Below are 17,800 nucleotides of genomic sequence, written 5' to 3' on the forward strand. Positions count from 1 at the left end.
TTGAGAGAATGGAACCATGACTTCTCCTGTACCCGGCAAAATGTCCAAGCCCAGCAAATTCACCGGCGTTGGCACGATTGTGCTGGCGATCGTCTTCCTCGTGGCCGTCGTCATGGCCGCAAACAACTTGACAGTGCTGGGCTGGGTCATTGCCGCCATCGCGTTCGGCTGGCTGGTGCTCTCTACTGCCGTCTACATGGGCGTGCACAAGGCCGCGGCCTTTGGTGCCCGGCAGGTGGCGCTCGCGCAGGCCCAGATGGCGCAGCAGAACAGTGCAAATGCCCCGTCCGACGGCGGCACTCACCTGGTGTCTCAGGACTCCGGCTCCCGCTCGGCGCAAAAGGCGCGCGATCTGAAGTTGGACCATTCCTTCAAGATCGTCAACGTCCAGGTGGGTGTCATCAAGGAGTACCTGGGCAAGGATTCGGGCATGGTGGCCCGTGCGCTGGACACCATTGACATCACTGCTGCCAATGGCCGGGGCATGATCAATCCGGATTGGGAAGAGCAGGAAGCCAAGATGGATGCCGCCATGGCCAAGAAGAACGCTGCCCGCCAGGCTGAGGCGTCAGGTGCCGGTACGGCGGCTGGTACTGCTGCCGCTGGCACGGGCACTTCCGGCACTGCCGCGGGCACCACTGCCGGGGACGATGACGAGCCCGTGAGCGGCGTCATCATCGACTAGGTCTTTCGGGGGTGGCACAACGGCAATCACAGGATCCCGGCAGGTAAGGTAGAACAAGTGAGCAACGGTATCGAAAACGGTCATTTGAGGATCGCAAGCGTCAACGTCAACGGCATCAGGGCCGCCTACAAGAACGGCATGGGCCCTTGGCTCGCTGACCGTGATGTGCACATTTTGTGCCTTCAGGAGGTTCGCGCACCGGACGCTATTGTGCAGGGTTTCCTGGGTGAGGACTGGCACGTGCTGCATGCCGAAGCCGAAGCCAAGGGCCGCGCCGGTGTGTTGATTGCTACCCGCAAGGACGTGCTGGAACCCGTGGCCACCCGCATCGGCATTGGCGATGACTACTTCGCCACCACCGGCCGTTGGGTTGAAGCAGACTACATGATTGCCGGTTCCGACGGCACTCCGCAAACCCTGACAGTGGTCAGCGCCTACGTCCATTCCGGCGAGGTTGGTACGCCCAAGCAGGATGACAAGTTCCGATTCCTGGACACCATGATTGGGCGTTTGCCGCAGCTTGCTGCCGCCAGCGATCACGTTCTGGTGGTGGGTGACCTGAACGTGGGGCACAAGACTTTGGACATCAAGAACTGGAAGGGCAACGTCAAGCGTGCCGGATTCTTGCCGGAAGAGCGTGCCTACTTTGACCGCTTCTTTGGTGAGGAGATCGGCTTCAAGGATGTTGCCCGTGAACTCGCTGGCGAAGTGGACGGACCGTACACCTGGTGGTCCAACCGTGGGCAGGCATTTACTAACGACACCGGCTGGCGCATCGACTATCACGCAGCCACACCCGGGCTAGCCGCAAAAGCCCAGAGCTGCGTAGTGGACAGGGCAGCGTCCTACGAGGAACGCTTCTCAGATCACGCCCCACTTGTTGTCGACTACAAGTTCTAAAGGACTTTTCAACCATCATGAGTGAAACCACAGCACGTCCCCGCGTTCTCTCCGGCATGCAGCCCTCAGGAGACAGCCTGCACCTGGGCAACTACCTGGGCGCACTGGTCAACTGGGTAAAAACCCAGGACGACTACCAGACGCTGTTCTTCATCCCGGATATGCACGCCATTACGGTGGAGCAGAACCCGGCAGAATTGCGCGAACGCACCCGTAAGACCGCGGCACAGTACATTGCCGGCGGCATCGACATTGAAAAGTCCACGCTTTTTGTCCAGTCCCATGTGCCCGAGCACGCTCAGCTCGCCTGGGTGCTGAACTGCATCACCGGATTCGGTGAAGCGTCTCGTATGACCCAGTTCAAGGACAAATCGGCTAAGGGTGGTGCCGATGCTGCCAGCGTTGGCTTGTTCACCTACCCGGTCCTGATGGCGGCCGATATTCTGCTCTACCGCCCCCAGGGAGTTCCGGTGGGTGATGATCAGCGCCAGCACGTGGAGCTGGCCCGTGACCTGGCCAAGCGCTTCAACTTCAGGTTTGGTGACACCTTCGTTGTGCCTGAGGCTTTCATTCAGAAGGAGGGCGCACGGATTTATGACCTGCAAAATCCGACGTCGAAGATGTCCAAGTCTGCATCGGGCCCCAATGGTTTGATCAACATTCTCGATGACCCGAAGGTCACCGCCAAGCGCATCAAGTCAGCAGTCACCGACGCCGACACCGTGATTGCTCATGACCGTGCAGGCAAGCCCGGTGTCACCAACTTGTTGGAAATTCTCTCCACCCTGACGAATAAGTCCGTTGATACCTTGGTGACCGAGTATGAAGGCAAGATGTATGGACACCTGAAGGTGGATGTTGCCGAGGCTGTGGTGGCTCGGTTGGAGCCCATCCGAGCCCGCACCCTGGAACTGCTCGATGACCCCGCCGAACTGGATTCACTGCTGGCTCACGGCGCGGCCAAAGCTCGAGAAATTGCTTCGGTCACCCTCGCGGATGTTTACGCCAAGGTAGGCTTCCTGCCACCGCTCGGGGCGGTCTGAGAACCGTGCCGGGTATTGGCCAGGGCGGGGCACCAACGCTCCCGCACGCCGGCAGTCTAGGCGTCATCATCTCACTGCCGGCGTCCCTTGCAGCCGAGCTCGGGCAGAAGCGGGCGGAATACGCGGGGCCAGGTGCCGCCGTCGTGCCTGCCCACATCACCCTTGTGTCGGGACGGGCAAAGGATTCCTGGGAAGCGGCCGCAGAACATGTGCGAGACGTTGCCGCAGAATGCGCGCCGTTTAAGCTTTCGCTGCGGGGGACGGGGACTTTTCAGCCGGTCTCACCTGTGGTTTTTCTCAATGTGGATGACGGCGCGCAGGAGTGTGCTGCGCTGCATGACAGGTTGGTGCAGGGACCGCTGGAACACCAGCTCGCTTTTGACTTCCACCCACACCTGACCATTGCTCACTACCTCGACGATGACATCATGGATCAAGCTAAGGCAGAAATGGCCCACTTTGAGGCCAGCTTTGAGGTGGCCAGCATTGGTCTCTTCGATTACATTGAGGGAAACTGGGCGCTGCGTGAGGAGCTGAATCTTGGGGGAGAAACCAGAACATAAGGCCGTTCACGACGCCGGCCATTTTCCGGGATTCGTAGCCCCCGGCATATCAGCCAAACGCCCCATGGCAGCTTTCGACAAGCCACCACCCAGCCCTCTTGATCGCACCGCCCTCGCCTCATGGACCGAGTCCAAGCACTCCGATTTCACTGCTGCGAGTGCTAGCGGTGGCCCGTGGCGCAAGCTCACCACGCTGTTTCCTTGGCTCACCGCGCGGGTCGCGCAGACGTTCCCCCTTCGCGTCTGGAACCTCTACACCCGCCGCCGCGGCCCGCTTTTGGCCGCAGGCACTGCCTACCTCATGTTCTTTTCCGTCGGTGCCATGCTGGTTGCTGGTTTCGCTATTTTAGGTATGGTTGCAGCCGACAACGAGGTCTTGCGAGATGCCGTGATTGAACTTGTTGCCGAAAGTACGCCCGGCCTGATTAACACCGGCGACGGCGGCTTGGCCACTCCTGAGCAACTCTTAGGCACTGGCAGCTTCGGAATGACGCTGCTGATCTCCCTGGTCGCGTTGCTCGTGACAGCCATGGGCTGGATTAATGGCCTGCGGGAAGGTATCCGCTCCATACTCGGGCTGGCCCGGGACCGGACCAATCCGGTACTCTCCAAGGTCCGTGATGGTGGGACACTGATCGTGCTGGCTGTGGCCTTGGTGTTCACCAGTGTGCTCGGTCTACTCAGCACAGCTGCCATGGACACCTTGAGTGAATTCCTTGGCTGGGGTACGTTCCTGACAGGAGCGGCCGCGCAGTTTGCTTCCATCGTCTTGATGCTCATCCTTGATGTTGCCGTGGCCATGATTATGTTCAGTATTGCGGCAAGGGTGCACATGCGGCGCCGGGTCTTGCTGCTGGCTGCCCTATTTTCTGGCCTCGGGGCCACTGTGCTGCGTTACTTCAGTGCGTTGCTGCTCGGCGGGATTACAAACAACGCCTTGCTGGCCCCCTTTGCCGTGATTCTGGGTCTGTTTGTCTGGTTCTTCCTACTGAGCCAGGTGTACTTGATCTCCGCGGCCATCGCAGCGGTGCTGGCCGCGGATCTGCGCCCCCGCAGGAAGCAGCGCTAAGCTCCCTGCTCGCCGTCCCCATGTCCGGCGCTACCCGGACAGCCTTCGCCGCCCTCCGTCGGTCTCGAGCTCAGCGGTTGAGGGCCGCGAGCACTTTTGCCTTGAAGTAGGCCTCGTTGAAGAGGTCCTTCCACTGGATGCGGATCACTACCCACCCTGCCTCGAGTAGTGCTGACTCACGTTTGCGTTCAAGGAAGACGGCCTCGTCTGTAGGTCTGTAGTCGAAGTACTTGCCTTTGCCATCGAATTCGAGCACCACACGCTTTTCTACCCATGCGAAGTCGGCACGGTAGTTTCCTGCTCTGGTATGGATCCAGTGCTGGAGCGTTGGGGTTTCGATGTTGAGTTCACGCAGAAGATCGCGGGTCAGCGTCTCGCCGGGGGATTCCGAGAGCGCATCTGCGTGGGCCAGTACTCGCCGGAGGTTCCTTACACCCCGATGTCTGCTCAGTTGATCGGCAGCTTCCTGCAATATGTCCAGGGAAGCCCCCATCCGGAGTGCATGATCGGTGAGGATCAGGGCTCGCTTGTATGGCATGGTGAGGCAGCAGTCCACCACGGTACGTTCCAGGGTGGTCACATGGGTTTGCCCAACCATGGTGATATCGCTGCTAGGCAAGGTGACCGTGTGAATGCATGTTTGGTCATCGGAGCCCACGCTTGATGGCTTATTGGACTGTGTCACGTGAATCAAGGTGTCAGCCTGCCATAGGTGCAATCCGTGAATCCTCGCCGCAGAGCTGTGACTATAGACGAATCCGGCAGCCGACGTTGAGTTCGTCCCATAGGAGTGCATGAAGATGACTGTCCTCTCACGGCCCGCCGTTGACAGGCCAGCCCAATACGAGGCCCGTAGGTAGGCTCCCTGACGCATTCTCAGCAGCACCCCCGTGGCGACCAGAAGTTTCACGTGGCGGTCGCCAAAGCCTGCTTCACGCAATTGGCTGGTACGCCATGCAATTTTCCGTGTTGGAAATGCTGCGAGGAAACGTTCCATGAGGGGGCTCGGCGTCGGTGTGGCGCCCGAGCCGGGAGTAATGTCCGTGCGCGAACCACGAAAGGAGGGTCCGGCGTCGTTCTTGAAGAAGCTGGATGGCTGGCTCATATATCTAGCATGATACGAAAACATGCCATGGAACGGGTGACTTTGGAAGCTGTGGATAACTCCGCTCGCGTCGAGTCAGACGGACCCCCGTCGAGTCAGACGTCGGGCTTCGTCTGTTTCGACGGGGGTCCGTCTGACTCGGCGAAACAGGGAGCAGGAAAGGGGGAGCGGCAGCGTCGGCAGCACGCAAAAGCGCCGCCCCCTTCAAGGGAGCGGCGCTTGTGGCAAAGAAGGAAACGCTTAGATCTGGCGAGCCAAGATGGCTTGCTTGACCTCGGCGATTGCCTGGGTCACCTGGATGCCACGCGGGCATGCTTCGGTGCAGTTGAAGGTGGTGCGGCAACGCCACACGCCTTCCTTGTCGTTGAGGATCTCCAGACGCATATCGCCAGCGTCGTCACGGGAGTCAAAGATGAAGCGGTGTGCGTTCACAATGGCTGCCGGGCCGAAGTACTGGCCGTCGGTCCAGAAGACGGGGCATGATGAGGTGCACGCGGCGCACAGGATGCACTTGGTGGTGTCATCGAAGCGCGCACGGTCCTCGGCAGACTGCAGGCGCTCCTTGGTGGGCTCGTGGTCGCGGTTGACCAGGAACGGCATGACCTCGCGGAAGGACTGGAAGAACGGCTCCATGTCCACGATCAAGTCCTTCTCTACCGGCAGGCCCTTGATGGGCTCAACGGTGATGGGCTTGGAAGTGTCCAGGTCCTTCAGCAGGGTCTTGCAGGCAAGGCGGTTACGGCCGTTGATGCGCATGGCATCGGAACCGCAGACGCCGTGTGCGCAGGAGCGGCGGAAGGTCAGTGAGCCATCCTGCTCCCACTTGACCTTGTGCAGAGCATCCAACACGCGGTCGGTGCCATACATGGTCATGGTGAAGTCTTCCCAGGTGGACTCTTCCGAGACCTCGGGGTCGTAACGACGCACACGCAAGGTGACATCGAACGTGGGGATCTCTCCGCCGCCACCGAGGTGTGCGGGCAGTTCAATCTTTGATGCCGGCTCCGGCAATTCAGTTTCTACGGCGCTCATTAGTACTTCCTCACCATCGGCTGGTAACGCGTAACAACAACAGGCTTGGTTTCCAGACGAATGCCGGCAATGGACTCTTCCGAGCTCTCAACCGTGACGTTCGCATCCAGGTAAGCCATGGAGTGCTTCATGAAATTCTCATCATCGCGGTCCGGGAAGTCTTCGCGGTAGTGTCCGCCGCGAGATTCCTGACGGTGCAGGGCAGCAACAGTCATGACCTTGGCCAGTTCGAGCAGGAAGCCAAGCTCCACTGCCTCAAGAAGGTCAAGGTTGAAACGCTTGCCCTTGTCCTGAACGGTGATGCGTGAGTAGCGCTCCTCGAAAGTAGCGATATCGGCAAGAACCTTGTCGATGGACTCGGCCGTGCGGAACACCTGCATGTTGGCATCCATGGTGTCCTGGAGATCCTTGCGGATCAGGGCAACCTTTTCGCCACCGTCAGACGTACGGACATGCTCCAACAACGCAACAGTGTCGGCTTCCGGGTTCTCCGGCAGTTCAACAAAGTCGGCTGTCTTGGCGTACTCAGCAGCGGCCACACCGGCGCGCTTACCGAAGACGTTGATGTCCAACAGAGAGTTGGTGCCCAAACGGTTTGACCCGTGGACGGAGACACAAGCAACCTCACCGGCGGCGTAGAGGCCCGGGATGATGGTGTCGTTGTCCTGGAGGACCTCTGTGGTGATGTTCGTGGGAACACCGCCCATGGCATAGTGCGCCGTGGGGAATACCGGAACGGGCTCCGTGTACGGCTCCACACCCAGGTAGGTGCGGGCGAACTCGGTGATATCCGGGAGCTTGGCGTCAATATGCGCCGGCTCCAGGTGGGTCAGGTCAAGGAGAACGTAGTCCTTGTTCGGGCCGCAACCGCGGCCTTCACGAACCTCGTTAGCCATGGAACGGGCCACGATGTCACGAGGTGCCAAGTCCTTGATGGTGGGAGCGTAACGCTCCATGAAGCGCTCACCGTCCGAGTTACGCAGGATGGCGCCTTCGCCACGTGCAGCCTCGGAGAGCAGAATGCCCAAACCGGCAAGACCGGTCGGATGGAACTGGAAGAACTCCATGTCTTCCAGGGGGATGCCCTTGCGGAAGGCAATGCCCATGCCGTCGCCGGTCAGGGTGTGAGCGTTGGAGGTGGTCTTGAAGACCTTACCTGCTCCGCCGGTAGCCAAAATAACGCTCTTGGCCTGGAAGACGTGCAGTTCACCGGTAGCCAGATCGTAAGAAACGACGCCGGCAATCTTCTTCTGCAGGTAGATGGTGCCGTCCGCGCGGGTGGCTTCTTCTTCAACCGTGAGCAGGTCCAAAACGTAGTACTCGTTGTAGAACTCAACGTTGTGCTTGACGCAGTTTTGGTACAGGGTCTGCAGAATCATGTGGCCGGTGCGGTCGGCGGCGTAGCACGCACGGCGAACCGGGGCCTTACCGTGATCGCGGGTGTGGCCACCAAAGCGACGCTGGTCAATGCGGCCCTCGGGTGTGCGGTTGAACGGCAGACCCATCTTTTCCAGATCGATCACGGCGTCAATGGCTTCCTTCGCCATAACTTCCGCAGCGTCCTGGTCAACCAGGTAATCGCCACCCTTGACGGTGTCAAAGGTATGCCATTCCCAGTTGTCTTCTTCCACGTTGGCAAGTGCTGCACACATGCCGCCCTGTGCTGCACCGGTGTGCGAGCGGGTGGGGTAGAGCTTGGTCAGAACAGCGGTACGGGCACGCTGTCCGGATTCAATGGCGGCACGCATTCCTGCGCCACCGGCCCCGACGATTACGACGTCGTATTTGTGGACCTGCATACTGGATGCTCTTTCTCTCATTTACTGCATTAAAAGCTGGTGTTCACTTCGTACCGTTCCCAAGCCGTCACGGCCCGGGGCGCTCCCTAATTAGGGAACGGGGCAGAAGGACGGAAGATCAATGACTGCACCGGGAGGGCAGGGGTCAAAGGTGAAGATCACCAAGGTGCCCAGAACGATGATGACCGTGGTGGCAATGTAGAGAATCGTCTTCAAGGCCATGCGGGTGCCGTCACGCTCGGCGTAGTCGTTGATGATGGTGCGGACACCGTTGGTGCCGTGCAGCAAGGCCAGCCACAGCATGGCCAGGTCCCAGATCTGCCAGAACGGATCTGCCCACTTGCCGGCAACAAAGCCGAAGTCAATGGCGTGGATGCCGTCGCCAACCATGAGGTTCACGAACAGGTGGCCGAAGATCAGGACAATCAGGATCACGCCGGACAGGCGCATGAACAACCAGGCGACCATCTCAAAGCTTGAGTTGGAGCCCTTGTTGCGCTTGTACTTCGGCGACTGAGCGCTGTTGCTGCGCGGTGCTGCGATGGAGTCGGTGCTCATTTAGTGCCCCCCGAAGAAATTAGAGAAGACAATGGTGAGGTGACGAATGAGGAATGGAATCATGGTCACAGCCCACAGTGCAAGAACGCCCCAGAGCAGCTGACGCTGGTACTTGGGACCCTTCTTCCAGAAGTCGATGGCAATGATGCGCAGGCCGTTGAAGGCGTGGAACACAATTGCGGCGACTAGTCCTGCTTCGCCAAGGCCCATGATGGGGTTCTTATACGCCCCAATGACTGCTGTGTACGCCTCTGGAGACACTCGAACCAACGAGGTGTCCAAAACGTGCACCAGCAAGAAAATAAAAATCACTACACCGGTAATACGGTGTCCCACCCATGACCACATGCCTTCTCGGCCGCGATACAGAGTGCCAGCTGGTTTTGTCGGCACTGAATAAACCTTCCTGCGTCACCGTTGCGCTGGCGTGGTTCCACGCGGAGAAACGCACACGGCGTGAGCACTCATAACTTGTGCCTAATTTAGGCTTAGCTAACAGCATATTCAACTTAGGCACTCCTTGCTCTATGCATCACATCACAGGTGGGCCACGAAAAGGCGGAATTTGTGGCGTTTAGTGCAGTGTCGACGCCGTGTTGCTCGCCATTTCCTGTGCCCTTTGGCCCAGCCGTTCACGTACGACGGCGGGGTGCCCGGCTACCAGCCCGGCGTACACCTCTGGGTGGATCTTTCTGCATCACAGTGTGTCCATGCAGGCTGCAAGCCCTTCCGTGCATGGTCATCGCCTATGGTGGTCTTGATGAATACGCAAAATTTGGTTGAGTCCCAGCCCGTTCCAGACCCCATGGACAGGTTTTACGCAGTAATTCCCGCCGGTGGTGTTGGCACGCGGCTGTGGCCGCTGTCCCGTGCGGCTGCCCCTAAGTTCCTTCATGATCTGACCGGCAGTGGCAGTACCTTGATCCGTGCCACCTACGATCGCTTGGAACCGCTCAGTGGCGAAAGAGTTCTCTTGGTAACAGGGGATGCGCACCGCGAAGCCGTTTGCCGCCAGCTGCCCGAAATTGCGGATAGGAATCTGGTCCTGGAAACGGAGCCCAAGGATTCCGGTGCCGCCATTGGCCTGGCTGCTGCCATCCTGTTCATGCGCGACCCCGCGACCATCATGGGATCCTTCGCCGCCGATCAGGTCATCAGCCCGGTGGAAAAATTCCAAGACGCCGTGCGAGAGGCCGTCTATACGGCTGCCACGGGAAAAATTGTGACCATCGGCATTAAGCCGACTCACCCTTCCACCGGTTTCGGCTACATCCGCACAGGAGAACCGCTGGATGTTGCTGGCGCGCCCAGTGCCCACACAGTGGTTAAATTTGTCGAGAAACCCAGCGAAGAAATCGCCGAACAGTACCTTGCCAGCGGTGAATACAACTGGAACGCCGGAATGTTTGTGGCCCCAGTTGAATTGATGCTGCGCCACCTCAAGGCCAACGAGCCGGTCTTATATGAAGGCCTCATGGAAATTGCCGCTGCCTGGGACACCCCGGACCGGATCGCCGTGAAAAACCGTATCTGGCCCACCCTGCCCAAGATCGCTATTGATTACGCCGTGGCCGAACCTGCAGCCGACGCAGGTGATGTGGCCGTCATTCCCGCCACCTTCAGCTGGGACGACGTGGGAGACTTTGCCGCGATCGCCCGCCTGAGCAGCGCCAAGGAAGACAACAACGTCAAGGTCATCGGCGAGGGCGGCCGTGTCTTCACCGAGGACAGCACCGGGATCGTGGTCACCGATACAAAACGCGTTATCGCATTGATCGGCATCCAGGACGTAGTGGTGGTTGATACCCCTGACGCGCTCCTGATCACCACCCGTGCGCACTCGCAAATGGTCAAGAAGGCTGTTGACGGTCTCAAGGCGCGCGGCGACACCGACGTTCTCTGACGGTGTCCGTACCCGCCCAGCGCTTCGCCTAGTGGGCTCGTGAGTCACCCGCCCAGCGGCACTGCGCTGAGTTGGCTAGCAGCGCTTCCCCTAGTCGCTGGGCGGCGCAGAGGCAAATGGCTGTCTCGAATGTGGTGTCTTGTGTAACGCGACGCCGCTAATGTCAGCGCTGGTCGCTGACGCGACTAGAGTTTGAGCCGTGCGCAATTACTCGCTGGAAACAGACGCAACTGAGTTGGTAGGCCCCTGGCTGGAGCCTTTGCTGGCTGACGTGGTGGAATTCCGGCGGGACCTCCACGCCCATCCCGAGCTGTCGTTCCAGGAGTTCCGTACCTCCGAAAAGATCTACGAACGCCTCGTGGCAGCCGGCCTCTCTCCCCGCCGGCTACAGAGCACCGGGGTGATTGTGGACGTCGGCGAAGGACCCATTGCCACGGCATTGCGCGGGGACATTGACGCGCTCCCCATTATTGAAGAGACCGGGCTGCCTTTTGCGTCCCGCAATCATGGTGTGACGCATGGCTGCGGCCACGATTTCCACACCGCAACCATGCTCGGTATTGCCTTGGTCTTGGCGAAGATGCATGAGAGCAAGCCCTTGGGCGGCCGCGTGCGCATTATTTTCCAGCCTGCGGAGGAGACGCTGCCAGGAGGAGCGCTGGCATGCATCGATCAAGGGGCGCTAGACGGTGTGCCGCGCATTATGGCCCTGCACTGTGACCCGCGCATTGAGGTTGGCAAGATCGGTACCCGCATCGGACCCATCACCAGCGCCTCCGACACCATCAAAATTGAGCTCACAGGACGGGGCGGGCACACCTCGCGCCCCCACCTGACCGAGGACTTGGTTTTTGCCTTGGCGCAAATCGCCATTAACGTTCCTGCCGTCCTTTCCCGACGCGTCGATGTCCGCAGCGGTGTTTCAGTGGTCTGGGGCCAGATCAGCGCCGGATCAGCACCCAATGCCATCCCCGGGCACGGCGTCATGAGCGGCACCATGCGCTGCCTGGATCGTGAAGCGTGGCATGCGGCCGGAGAACTGCTCGACGCCGTGGTCCAGCAAGTTGCCGCTCCGTTTGGTGTTGACGTCTTCCTCGAGCACACCCGCGGAGTCCCTCCCGTGGTCAACTCCGAACACGAGACCGCGGTGATCGAAGCAGCAGCCCGTGCCGAACTGGGGGATGATTCGGTGGTGTTGGCTCCGCAGTCCATGGGCGGGGAGGACTTTGCCTGGTTCCTGCAGGGCATCCCCGGGTCCCTCATGCGGTTGGGTACACATGTCCCCGGAGGAGAGGAATACGATCTCCACCGCGGTGACTACATCGTTGACGAACGAGCCCTTTCCGTAGGCATTCGCGTGCTGTGTGCTGCAGCCCTACGCACGCTGCGCGACCCCGCCGGAGAGTAGCGCCAGCTCGCTTGCGGACGGCTAGGAGAATGGCTCCTCCGCGCGGGCCCATAGCAGCCCCGACGAGCGAACGCCATACTGTTGTGTCACGGTTTGTAACGGTTGGCCAACGATGAACCTTGCTAGGCCATCCTGGGGTGGCCGCTGGTGAGCTATGACACTAAGGTATTGTTAGCGCCGCAACACTGGGGTGTGGCAAGGTAATCGCATTCGCTTCATCGGCTGGACCAGCGTCGTTCCGGAAAACAGGTGGGGTTGGATGGCGCCTGCGTTGCCTAGTCAAGGCTCCAGTGAGGCCACCAACCGATGGAGGAACCTTGAAAAATATGCTTCTTAGCACCGCTAAGACCTTTAAGCGCGGAGCCCTGGTGGGCACCATTGCCCTGAGCGCTACCGCGCTCCTGCTCACAGGCTGCGGTGAGGCGCCGCCCGCCGCAGGCGAATCTAGCTCGCAAAACCCGGCGGCAGCGAACTTCCTTGGCTGCATCGTCTCTGACTCCGGCGGATTCGACGATCAGTCATTCAACCAGTCCTCCTACGAAGGCTTGAAGAGCGCCGAAAAGGATCTCGGCATCAAGCTCAAGGAAGCACAGTCTTCCACCACGGCAGACTTTGCTCCGAACCTGGCCACCATGGCAAGCGCCGGTTGCAACCTTACGGTGACCGTCGGATTCTTGCTGGCTGAGGCCACCGGAACAGCCGCCAAGGCCAACCCCGATCTGCACTACGCCATCATTGATGACAACAGCATCAAGGCCGACAACGTCAAGCCCATCGTCTATGACACGGCTCAGGCTGCCTTCATGGCCGGCTACGTTGCAGCATCGGTGTCCAAGACCGGCAAGGTGGGCACGTTCGGCGGCATCAACATTCCCACCGTCACCATCTTCATGGATGGCTTCGCCCAGGGCGTTGACTACTACAACACCAAGCAGGGCAAGGACGTGAAGCTTCTCGGCTGGGATGCCAAGAGCCAGCAGGGTTCCTTCGCCAACACCTTTGAGATCATTCAGGAAGGCACCAAGACCACCAACAACCTGATCGCAGAAGGCGCAGACGTCATCATGCCGGTTGCCGGCCCGCTGGGCAAGGGTGCAGGAGATGCCATCCTGGCCGCCAATAAGACCGGCAAGGATGTCAAGCTCGTGTGGGTTGACTCCGACGGCTTCCTGACAGCACCCACCTACAAGGAGATTCTGCTCACCTCGGTGATCAAGACCATGGGTGAGGCTGTGGAAGCAGTCGTCAAGGAAGACCTGGACGGAAAGTTTGACGCCACTCCGTACATTGGAACCCTGGAAAATGGTGGCGTAGCCCTGGCTCCGTTCCATGACTTGGACGCCTCCGTTACGGCAGACACCAAGACTCAGCTTGAAGAGATCAAGAAGAGTATCGTCGACGGGTCCATCAAGGTCGAATCAGCGGCCAGCCCGAAGTAGTAACTGCACGTGGGTATTGGGGGTCGCCAGTGGCGGCCCCCAATGTCCGTTGTACGAGCCGTGATCAATACCCTCGCAGATGGGCAAAAACGTTGAAATTAGAACTACGGGGCATTACCAAGAGCTTTGGTACCCTGGTGGCGAACGACCACATCGACCTGGTGGTGGAATCAGGACAGATTCACAGCTTGCTGGGCGAAAATGGGGCGGGAAAATCCACCCTCATGAACGTGCTGTACGGGCTCTATTCACCCAGCTCGGGACAGATCCTTGTTGATGACGTCCCCGTGAACTTCTCCGGCCCGGCAGATGCCATGGCCGCAGGAATTGGCATGGTGCACCAGCACTTCATGCTGGTCCCGGTCTTTACCGTGGCTGAAAACGTCGCTTTGGGGGCCGAGTCAACTTCGTTTGGTGGCGTCCTGAATTTGGCTGAGACGCGGCGAAAGATCCGTGAGATTTCCACGCAGTTCGGTTTTGACGTGGACCCGGATGCGCTCGTTGAGGACCTGCCTGTGGGTATCCAGCAGCGGGTGGAAATCATCAAGGCGTTGGTGCGTAACTCCAAGATTCTGATTCTTGACGAGCCAACGGCCGTTCTCACGCCGCAGGAAACTGATGAGCTCATGGACATCATGGGACAGCTCAAGGCGGGCGGAACCTCCATCGTGTTCATCTCCCATAAACTGCGCGAGGTGAAGGCGATTTCCGACACCATCACCGTCATTCGTCGCGGCAAAGTGGTGGGTTCGGCAAGCCCGGACGCCTCCACCACGGAGCTGGCCGAGCTGATGGTGGGCCGCGCCGTCAACCTGACCTTGAACAAGGCCGACGCCACACCCGGTGCGGAAACGTTCAAGATCAACAATCTGACTGTCATGAACGACGCCGGGCAGAGACTTCTCGATGACGTCACCTTGAGCGTGTCCCAAGGTGAGATTCTGGGCATTGCCGGTGTTCAGGGTAATGGTCAGACCGAACTCACCGAAGCGGTGCTGGGTCTGCACAAGCATGTGCTGGGTTCCATTACCTTGGACGGGAAGGAACTGGTGGGCAAGAGCGTGCGCCAGGTCTTGGACTCCGGGGTTGGTTTTGTTCCCGAGGACAGGCAGGACGACGGCCTGGTGGGCGAGCTTTCCATCGCCGAAAATCTCATCCTTGATTTGTACAAAAGTGCTCCCTACTCGCGAGCCGGCACATTGAACCGTGCCGCCATCGCCAAAAATGCGATTAACAAGGTCGCGGAGTTTGACGTCCGGGCCCAGTCATCACAGGATGCCGCGGATACCCTCTCCGGTGGCAACCAGCAAAAAGTAGTTCTGGCCAGGGAACTGTCCCGGCCGTTGAAGCTGTTCATTGCCTCCCAACCCACCCGTGGTGTGGATGTAGGCTCCATCGAATTCCTCCATAAACGCATCGTGGCAGAACGCGATGCCGGCACTCCGGTAGTCATCGTCTCCACCGAACTGGACGAAGTCCTTGAGCTGGCTGACAGGATTGCGGTGTTGTTTGCCGGCCGGCTCATGGGGATCGTGCCAGGAAAATCCAGCCGCGCACTGCTTGGCCTCATGATGGCCGGGCTGCCCGTGGCAGAAGCACAGGAACAAATGAAATCCCAAAGTGAATCCGGCACTACCGAGGAAGGAGCGCAGCCATGAGCGGAACCGATAAAAATGTCCCGGCGGAACAAACTCCGGGAACACCCGGCGCTCCGGGCAATCCCGGTGCCCCCAGCATCCCAGGCGCCACAGGCACACCGGGAGCAACAGGTGCAGCCGGAAAGCCAACGGCACCATCTGCTCAGGGCAACGCAGACAAGCCAGGCAAGCCGGAGAAGGAAAGCAGCGCCAGCCAGGTAGTACGCGAGATCATGAGCGGCAGCGCCATGATCTCGGTTCTGGCAGTCGTTGTGGCCCTTGTCATTGGTGGCATTCTGATCGCCATCACTGACACCCGCGTCACCACGGCCTTCGGTTACTTCTTTGGTGACCCCATGGCTACGCTCAAGGCCATTTGGGCCTCGATTTCCGAGGCCTACGGAGCACTGTGGCGTGGAGCCACCTATGACCCGGGTGCACGCACCTGGCAGGGGCGTTTGGGTATTTTTGAAACCCTGACCTTCGCCACCCCGCTGATCCTCTCCGGTTTGTCCGTGACGCTCGCCTTCCGGGTTGGCCTGTTCAACATTGGTGCCAAGGGTCAGATCATCCTTGGTGCCACCTTTGCCGGCGTCGTGGGTTTCATGATTGAACTCCCTCCGGGCATCCATCTGCTGGCTGTCATGGTGGCCGGCGCTATTGGCGGTGCGCTGTGGGGCGGCATTGCCGGATTCCTGAAGGCTAAGACCGGTGCTCACGAGGTGATCGTGACCATCATGCTCAACTACATCGCCGTGTCCTTGGTGCTGTACCTGCTCAAGAACCAGCTGCGTGACCCGAGCAGCAGCAACCCCATTAGCCCACGCATGCATGAAACGGCCATGTTCCCGCTGCTTCTTGGCCCAAACTACCGCCTCCATGCGGGCCTGATCGTGGCCATACTGGCCGTGATAGTGGTGTCCTGGCTGCTGAACCGTTCCACTCTGGGCTTTGAATACCGTGCCATTGGTGCCAACCCCCGGGCTGCACGAACCGCCGGCATGTTGGTATCCCGCGGCTACATCACCGTCATGCTGATTTCCGGTGCTCTAGCGGGCTTGGCCGGTGTTACGCAGCTGGCCGGTACCGAGAAGATTCTCGATGCCGACATTGCCGGCAGCATCGGCTTTGACGCCATCACCGTGGCCCTGCTGGGACGCTCGAAACCGTGGGGGACATTCTTTGCGGCGATTCTGTTTGGTGCGTTCAAGGCAGGCGGCACGTCCATGGCGATCAACGCCAACGTCTCCATTGATATCGTGGCCGTAGTGCAGTCCTTGATTGTTCTCTTCATTGCCGCCCCGCCACTGATCCGGTCCATCTTCCGGATCAAGGAAGCTCGCAGCGAAGGAGTCAGCGCATGAGCATCATCACCAAGAGTGAGACGCCCAAGGTTGCCGATGCGGTAGCCGTCCGAAGCTGGAAACTGCCGATTCTGCTCGGCGTACTGGCCGTGTTCGCCGTCGTCGTCTTCGTTGTCCTAGGCCCCAGTGGCACGGCAACGTTCCGTATTTCCCAAGACACAGATGCTTGGCAGGTGCCCAACCTGGTAGTTCCGGCCAAGGCAGTCGGCGTGCTGGTTTCAATCATTTGCGTGGCGCTGGCCTACCTGGCGTGGCGCCAGACACGTGACGCCGGGAAGATCGCCAAATGGGTTGTTATGACCTTCGCCGTGGTCTTTGTGGTGGGCATGATGGTGTGGATCATTGGTGGGACCACCACGCAGAACATCACGCTGGTGGGCTTGTTCTCCGGTGCCATGCTGATCACCACACCCATCCTTTTCGGATCCATGTCCGGCGTGCTTTCCGAGCGTGCCGGTGTGGTCAACATTGCCATCGAGGGTCAACTGCTGGCGGGTGCCTTCACGGCAGCACTCGTAGCCTCCATCACGGGCAACGCTTATGTGGGGCTCTTTGCCGCGGCTGTTGCCGGTGTGCTGGTGTCAGTATTGCTGGCCTTGTTCAGCATCAAGTATGTGGTGAACCAGATCATCGTCGGTGTGGTCCTGAACGTGCTGGTCTCGGGTCTGACAGGGTTCCTGTTCGAGAAGATCATGAAGACCAAGGTTGATGGCTTGACCATTTACAACCAGCCGGCTCACCTGCCCAACATCTCCATCCCGTTGCTCTCGGAAATCCCCATCATTGGACCCACTCTGTTCCGGCAGTCAATCATTGGCTACTTCATGCTGATTCTGGTGGTTGCCCTCTGGTTTGGTTTGTTCCGTACCCGCTGGGGATTGCGTGTGCGCGCCGTGGGTGAGCACCCCAAGGCCGCCGACACCGTAGGGATCAACGTCAACCGCACCCGCGTCCTGAACGTTTTGGCTGGCGGAGCCGTGGCCGGCATTGGTGGCGCGTACTTCACGCTGGTTGCCGTGAGCAGTTTCAGTAAGGACATGACAGGCGGGCTGGGCTTCATTGCCCTGGCCGCGCTGATCTTTGGCCGCTGGAATCCGATCGGCGCAGCCCTGGCGGCGCTCCTGTTCGGTGTTGCCGGAAACCTGCAAAGCATTCTCTCGCTCGCAGGAACTCCCATCGACGGCCAGTTCTTGGCCATGCTGCCGTACGCATTGACCATCCTGGCCGTGTCCGGATTCGTGGGACGGGCACTCGCCCCTGCCGCGGACGGCGAGCCCTACATCAAGGAGTAGCGC

Annotated in this window: 16 protein-coding genes; 11 read left to right on the forward strand and 5 right to left on the reverse strand. The window is 59.7% G+C overall.

The features are described 5' to 3' along the window. Positions 1-16: 16 nt before the first annotated feature. The 5 genes from CXQ93_RS01530 to CXQ93_RS01550 all read left to right on the forward strand — a co-directional run bounded on the left by CXQ93_RS01530 (position 17) and on the right by CXQ93_RS01550 (position 4,260). Positions 17-685 carry a hypothetical protein gene (locus CXQ93_RS01530; RefSeq protein WP_146073131.1) on the forward strand — a complete coding sequence of 223 codons (669 nt, stop codon included), beginning with the start codon at positions 17-19 and terminating at the stop codon, positions 683-685. A 69-nt stretch (positions 686-754) separates the two neighbouring features. Next, positions 755-1,585, forward strand: a complete 831-nt coding sequence (locus tag CXQ93_RS01535) for an exodeoxyribonuclease III (RefSeq protein ID WP_181036040.1) — start codon at positions 755-757, stop codon at positions 1,583-1,585. A 17-nt stretch (positions 1,586-1,602) separates the two neighbouring features. After that, a complete protein-coding gene (trpS, locus tag CXQ93_RS01540; protein WP_104108722.1) occupies positions 1,603-2,628 on the forward strand; it encodes a tryptophan--tRNA ligase in 1,026 nt (341 codons plus the stop codon). Positions 2,629-2,633: 5 nt separating this feature from the next. Next, positions 2,634-3,191: a 2'-5' RNA ligase family protein gene (locus CXQ93_RS01545; RefSeq protein WP_181036008.1), complete on the forward strand. Its 558-nt coding sequence runs from the start codon at positions 2,634-2,636 to the stop codon at positions 3,189-3,191. Further along, entirely contained in the window at positions 3,169-4,260 is a 1,092-nt protein-coding gene (locus CXQ93_RS01550; RefSeq protein ID WP_104108724.1) for a YihY/virulence factor BrkB family protein, read from the forward strand. The genes CXQ93_RS01545 and CXQ93_RS01550 overlap by 23 nt, the downstream gene beginning before the upstream one ends. A gap of 70 nt (positions 4,261-4,330) precedes the next feature. On the opposite strand, the gene CXQ93_RS01555 is transcribed toward CXQ93_RS01550, so the two are convergent. The 5 genes from CXQ93_RS01555 to sdhC form a co-directional block, all read right to left on the reverse strand. Next, the gene (locus CXQ93_RS01555) at positions 4,331-5,365 is read right to left on the reverse strand and encodes a hypothetical protein (RefSeq protein ID WP_258068515.1); all 1,035 of its coding nucleotides are present in this window, start codon (positions 5,363-5,365) and stop codon (positions 4,331-4,333) included. 240 nt (positions 5,366-5,605) lie between these two features. Next, positions 5,606-6,397 (reverse strand): succinate dehydrogenase iron-sulfur subunit, encoded by a 792-nt coding sequence (locus tag CXQ93_RS01560; RefSeq protein ID WP_104108725.1) that lies wholly within the window; start codon positions 6,395-6,397, stop codon positions 5,606-5,608. Next, entirely contained in the window at positions 6,397-8,196 is a 1,800-nt protein-coding gene (sdhA, locus tag CXQ93_RS01565) for a succinate dehydrogenase flavoprotein subunit (RefSeq protein WP_104108726.1), read from the reverse strand. Before sdhA ends, CXQ93_RS01560 begins: the two co-directional genes overlap by 1 nt. A gap of 90 nt (positions 8,197-8,286) precedes the next feature. Beyond that, complete coding sequence (locus CXQ93_RS01570; protein WP_104108727.1) at positions 8,287-8,754, reverse strand: succinate dehydrogenase hydrophobic membrane anchor subunit; 468 nt, start codon at positions 8,752-8,754, stop codon at positions 8,287-8,289. Further along, positions 8,755-9,147 carry a succinate dehydrogenase, cytochrome b556 subunit gene (sdhC, locus tag CXQ93_RS01575; protein WP_074711603.1) on the reverse strand — a complete coding sequence of 131 codons (393 nt, stop codon included), beginning with the start codon at positions 9,145-9,147 and terminating at the stop codon, positions 8,755-8,757. A 367-nt stretch (positions 9,148-9,514) separates the two neighbouring features. Between sdhC and CXQ93_RS01580 the strand changes: the two genes are divergently transcribed. The 6 genes from CXQ93_RS01580 to CXQ93_RS01610 all read left to right on the forward strand — a co-directional run bounded on the left by CXQ93_RS01580 (position 9,515) and on the right by CXQ93_RS01610 (position 17,797). Then, complete coding sequence (locus tag CXQ93_RS01580) at positions 9,515-10,657, forward strand: mannose-1-phosphate guanylyltransferase (RefSeq protein ID WP_256939750.1); 1,143 nt, start codon at positions 9,515-9,517, stop codon at positions 10,655-10,657. A gap of 199 nt (positions 10,658-10,856) precedes the next feature. Further along, positions 10,857-12,065, forward strand: coding sequence for an amidohydrolase (locus tag CXQ93_RS01585; protein WP_104108728.1), 1,209 nt, complete (start codon positions 10,857-10,859; stop codon positions 12,063-12,065). 326 nt (positions 12,066-12,391) lie between these two features. Further along, positions 12,392-13,504 (forward strand): BMP family protein, encoded by a 1,113-nt coding sequence (locus CXQ93_RS01590; RefSeq protein WP_104108729.1) that lies wholly within the window; start codon positions 12,392-12,394, stop codon positions 13,502-13,504. A gap of 92 nt (positions 13,505-13,596) precedes the next feature. Continuing rightward, the gene (locus CXQ93_RS01595; protein ID WP_104108730.1) at positions 13,597-15,162 is read left to right on the forward strand and encodes an ABC transporter ATP-binding protein; all 1,566 of its coding nucleotides are present in this window, start codon (positions 13,597-13,599) and stop codon (positions 15,160-15,162) included. Further along, entirely contained in the window at positions 15,159-16,505 is a 1,347-nt protein-coding gene (locus CXQ93_RS01605; protein WP_308470596.1) for an ABC transporter permease, read from the forward strand. The genes CXQ93_RS01595 and CXQ93_RS01605 overlap by 4 nt, the downstream gene beginning before the upstream one ends. Beyond that, positions 16,502-17,797 (forward strand): ABC transporter permease, encoded by a 1,296-nt coding sequence (locus tag CXQ93_RS01610; protein WP_104108732.1) that lies wholly within the window; start codon positions 16,502-16,504, stop codon positions 17,795-17,797. Before CXQ93_RS01605 ends, CXQ93_RS01610 begins: the two co-directional genes overlap by 4 nt. Positions 17,798-17,800 lie beyond the last annotated feature (3 nt).

This window comes from Arthrobacter sp. N199823, assembly GCF_002929705.1.
Lineage (GTDB): Bacteria > Actinomycetota > Actinomycetes > Actinomycetales > Micrococcaceae > Specibacter.

Bases quoted from the DNA above. Each gene is read 5' to 3' on its own strand.
- CXQ93_RS01530 (WP_146073131.1), top strand. From the start codon at position 17: ATGACTTCTCCTGTACCCGGCAAAATGTCCAAGCCCAGCAAATTCACC.
- trpS (WP_104108722.1), top strand. From the start codon at position 1,603: ATGAGTGAAACCACAGCACGTCCCCGCGTTCTCTCCGGCATGCAGCCC.
- CXQ93_RS01555 (WP_258068515.1), bottom strand. From the start codon at position 5,365: ATGAGCCAGCCATCCAGCTTCTTCAAGAACGACGCCGGACCCTCCTTT.
- CXQ93_RS01560 (WP_104108725.1), bottom strand. From the start codon at position 6,397: ATGAGCGCCGTAGAAACTGAATTGCCGGAGCCGGCATCAAAGATTGAA.
- sdhA (WP_104108726.1), bottom strand. From the start codon at position 8,196: ATGCAGGTCCACAAATACGACGTCGTAATCGTCGGGGCCGGTGGCGCA.
- CXQ93_RS01570 (WP_104108727.1), bottom strand. From the start codon at position 8,754: ATGAGCACCGACTCCATCGCAGCACCGCGCAGCAACAGCGCTCAGTCG.
- CXQ93_RS01580 (WP_256939750.1), top strand. From the start codon at position 9,515: ATGAATACGCAAAATTTGGTTGAGTCCCAGCCCGTTCCAGACCCCATG.
- CXQ93_RS01590 (WP_104108729.1), top strand. From the start codon at position 12,392: ATGCTTCTTAGCACCGCTAAGACCTTTAAGCGCGGAGCCCTGGTGGGC.
- CXQ93_RS01605 (WP_308470596.1), top strand. From the start codon at position 15,159: ATGAGCGGAACCGATAAAAATGTCCCGGCGGAACAAACTCCGGGAACA.
- CXQ93_RS01610 (WP_104108732.1), top strand. From the start codon at position 16,502: ATGAGCATCATCACCAAGAGTGAGACGCCCAAGGTTGCCGATGCGGTA.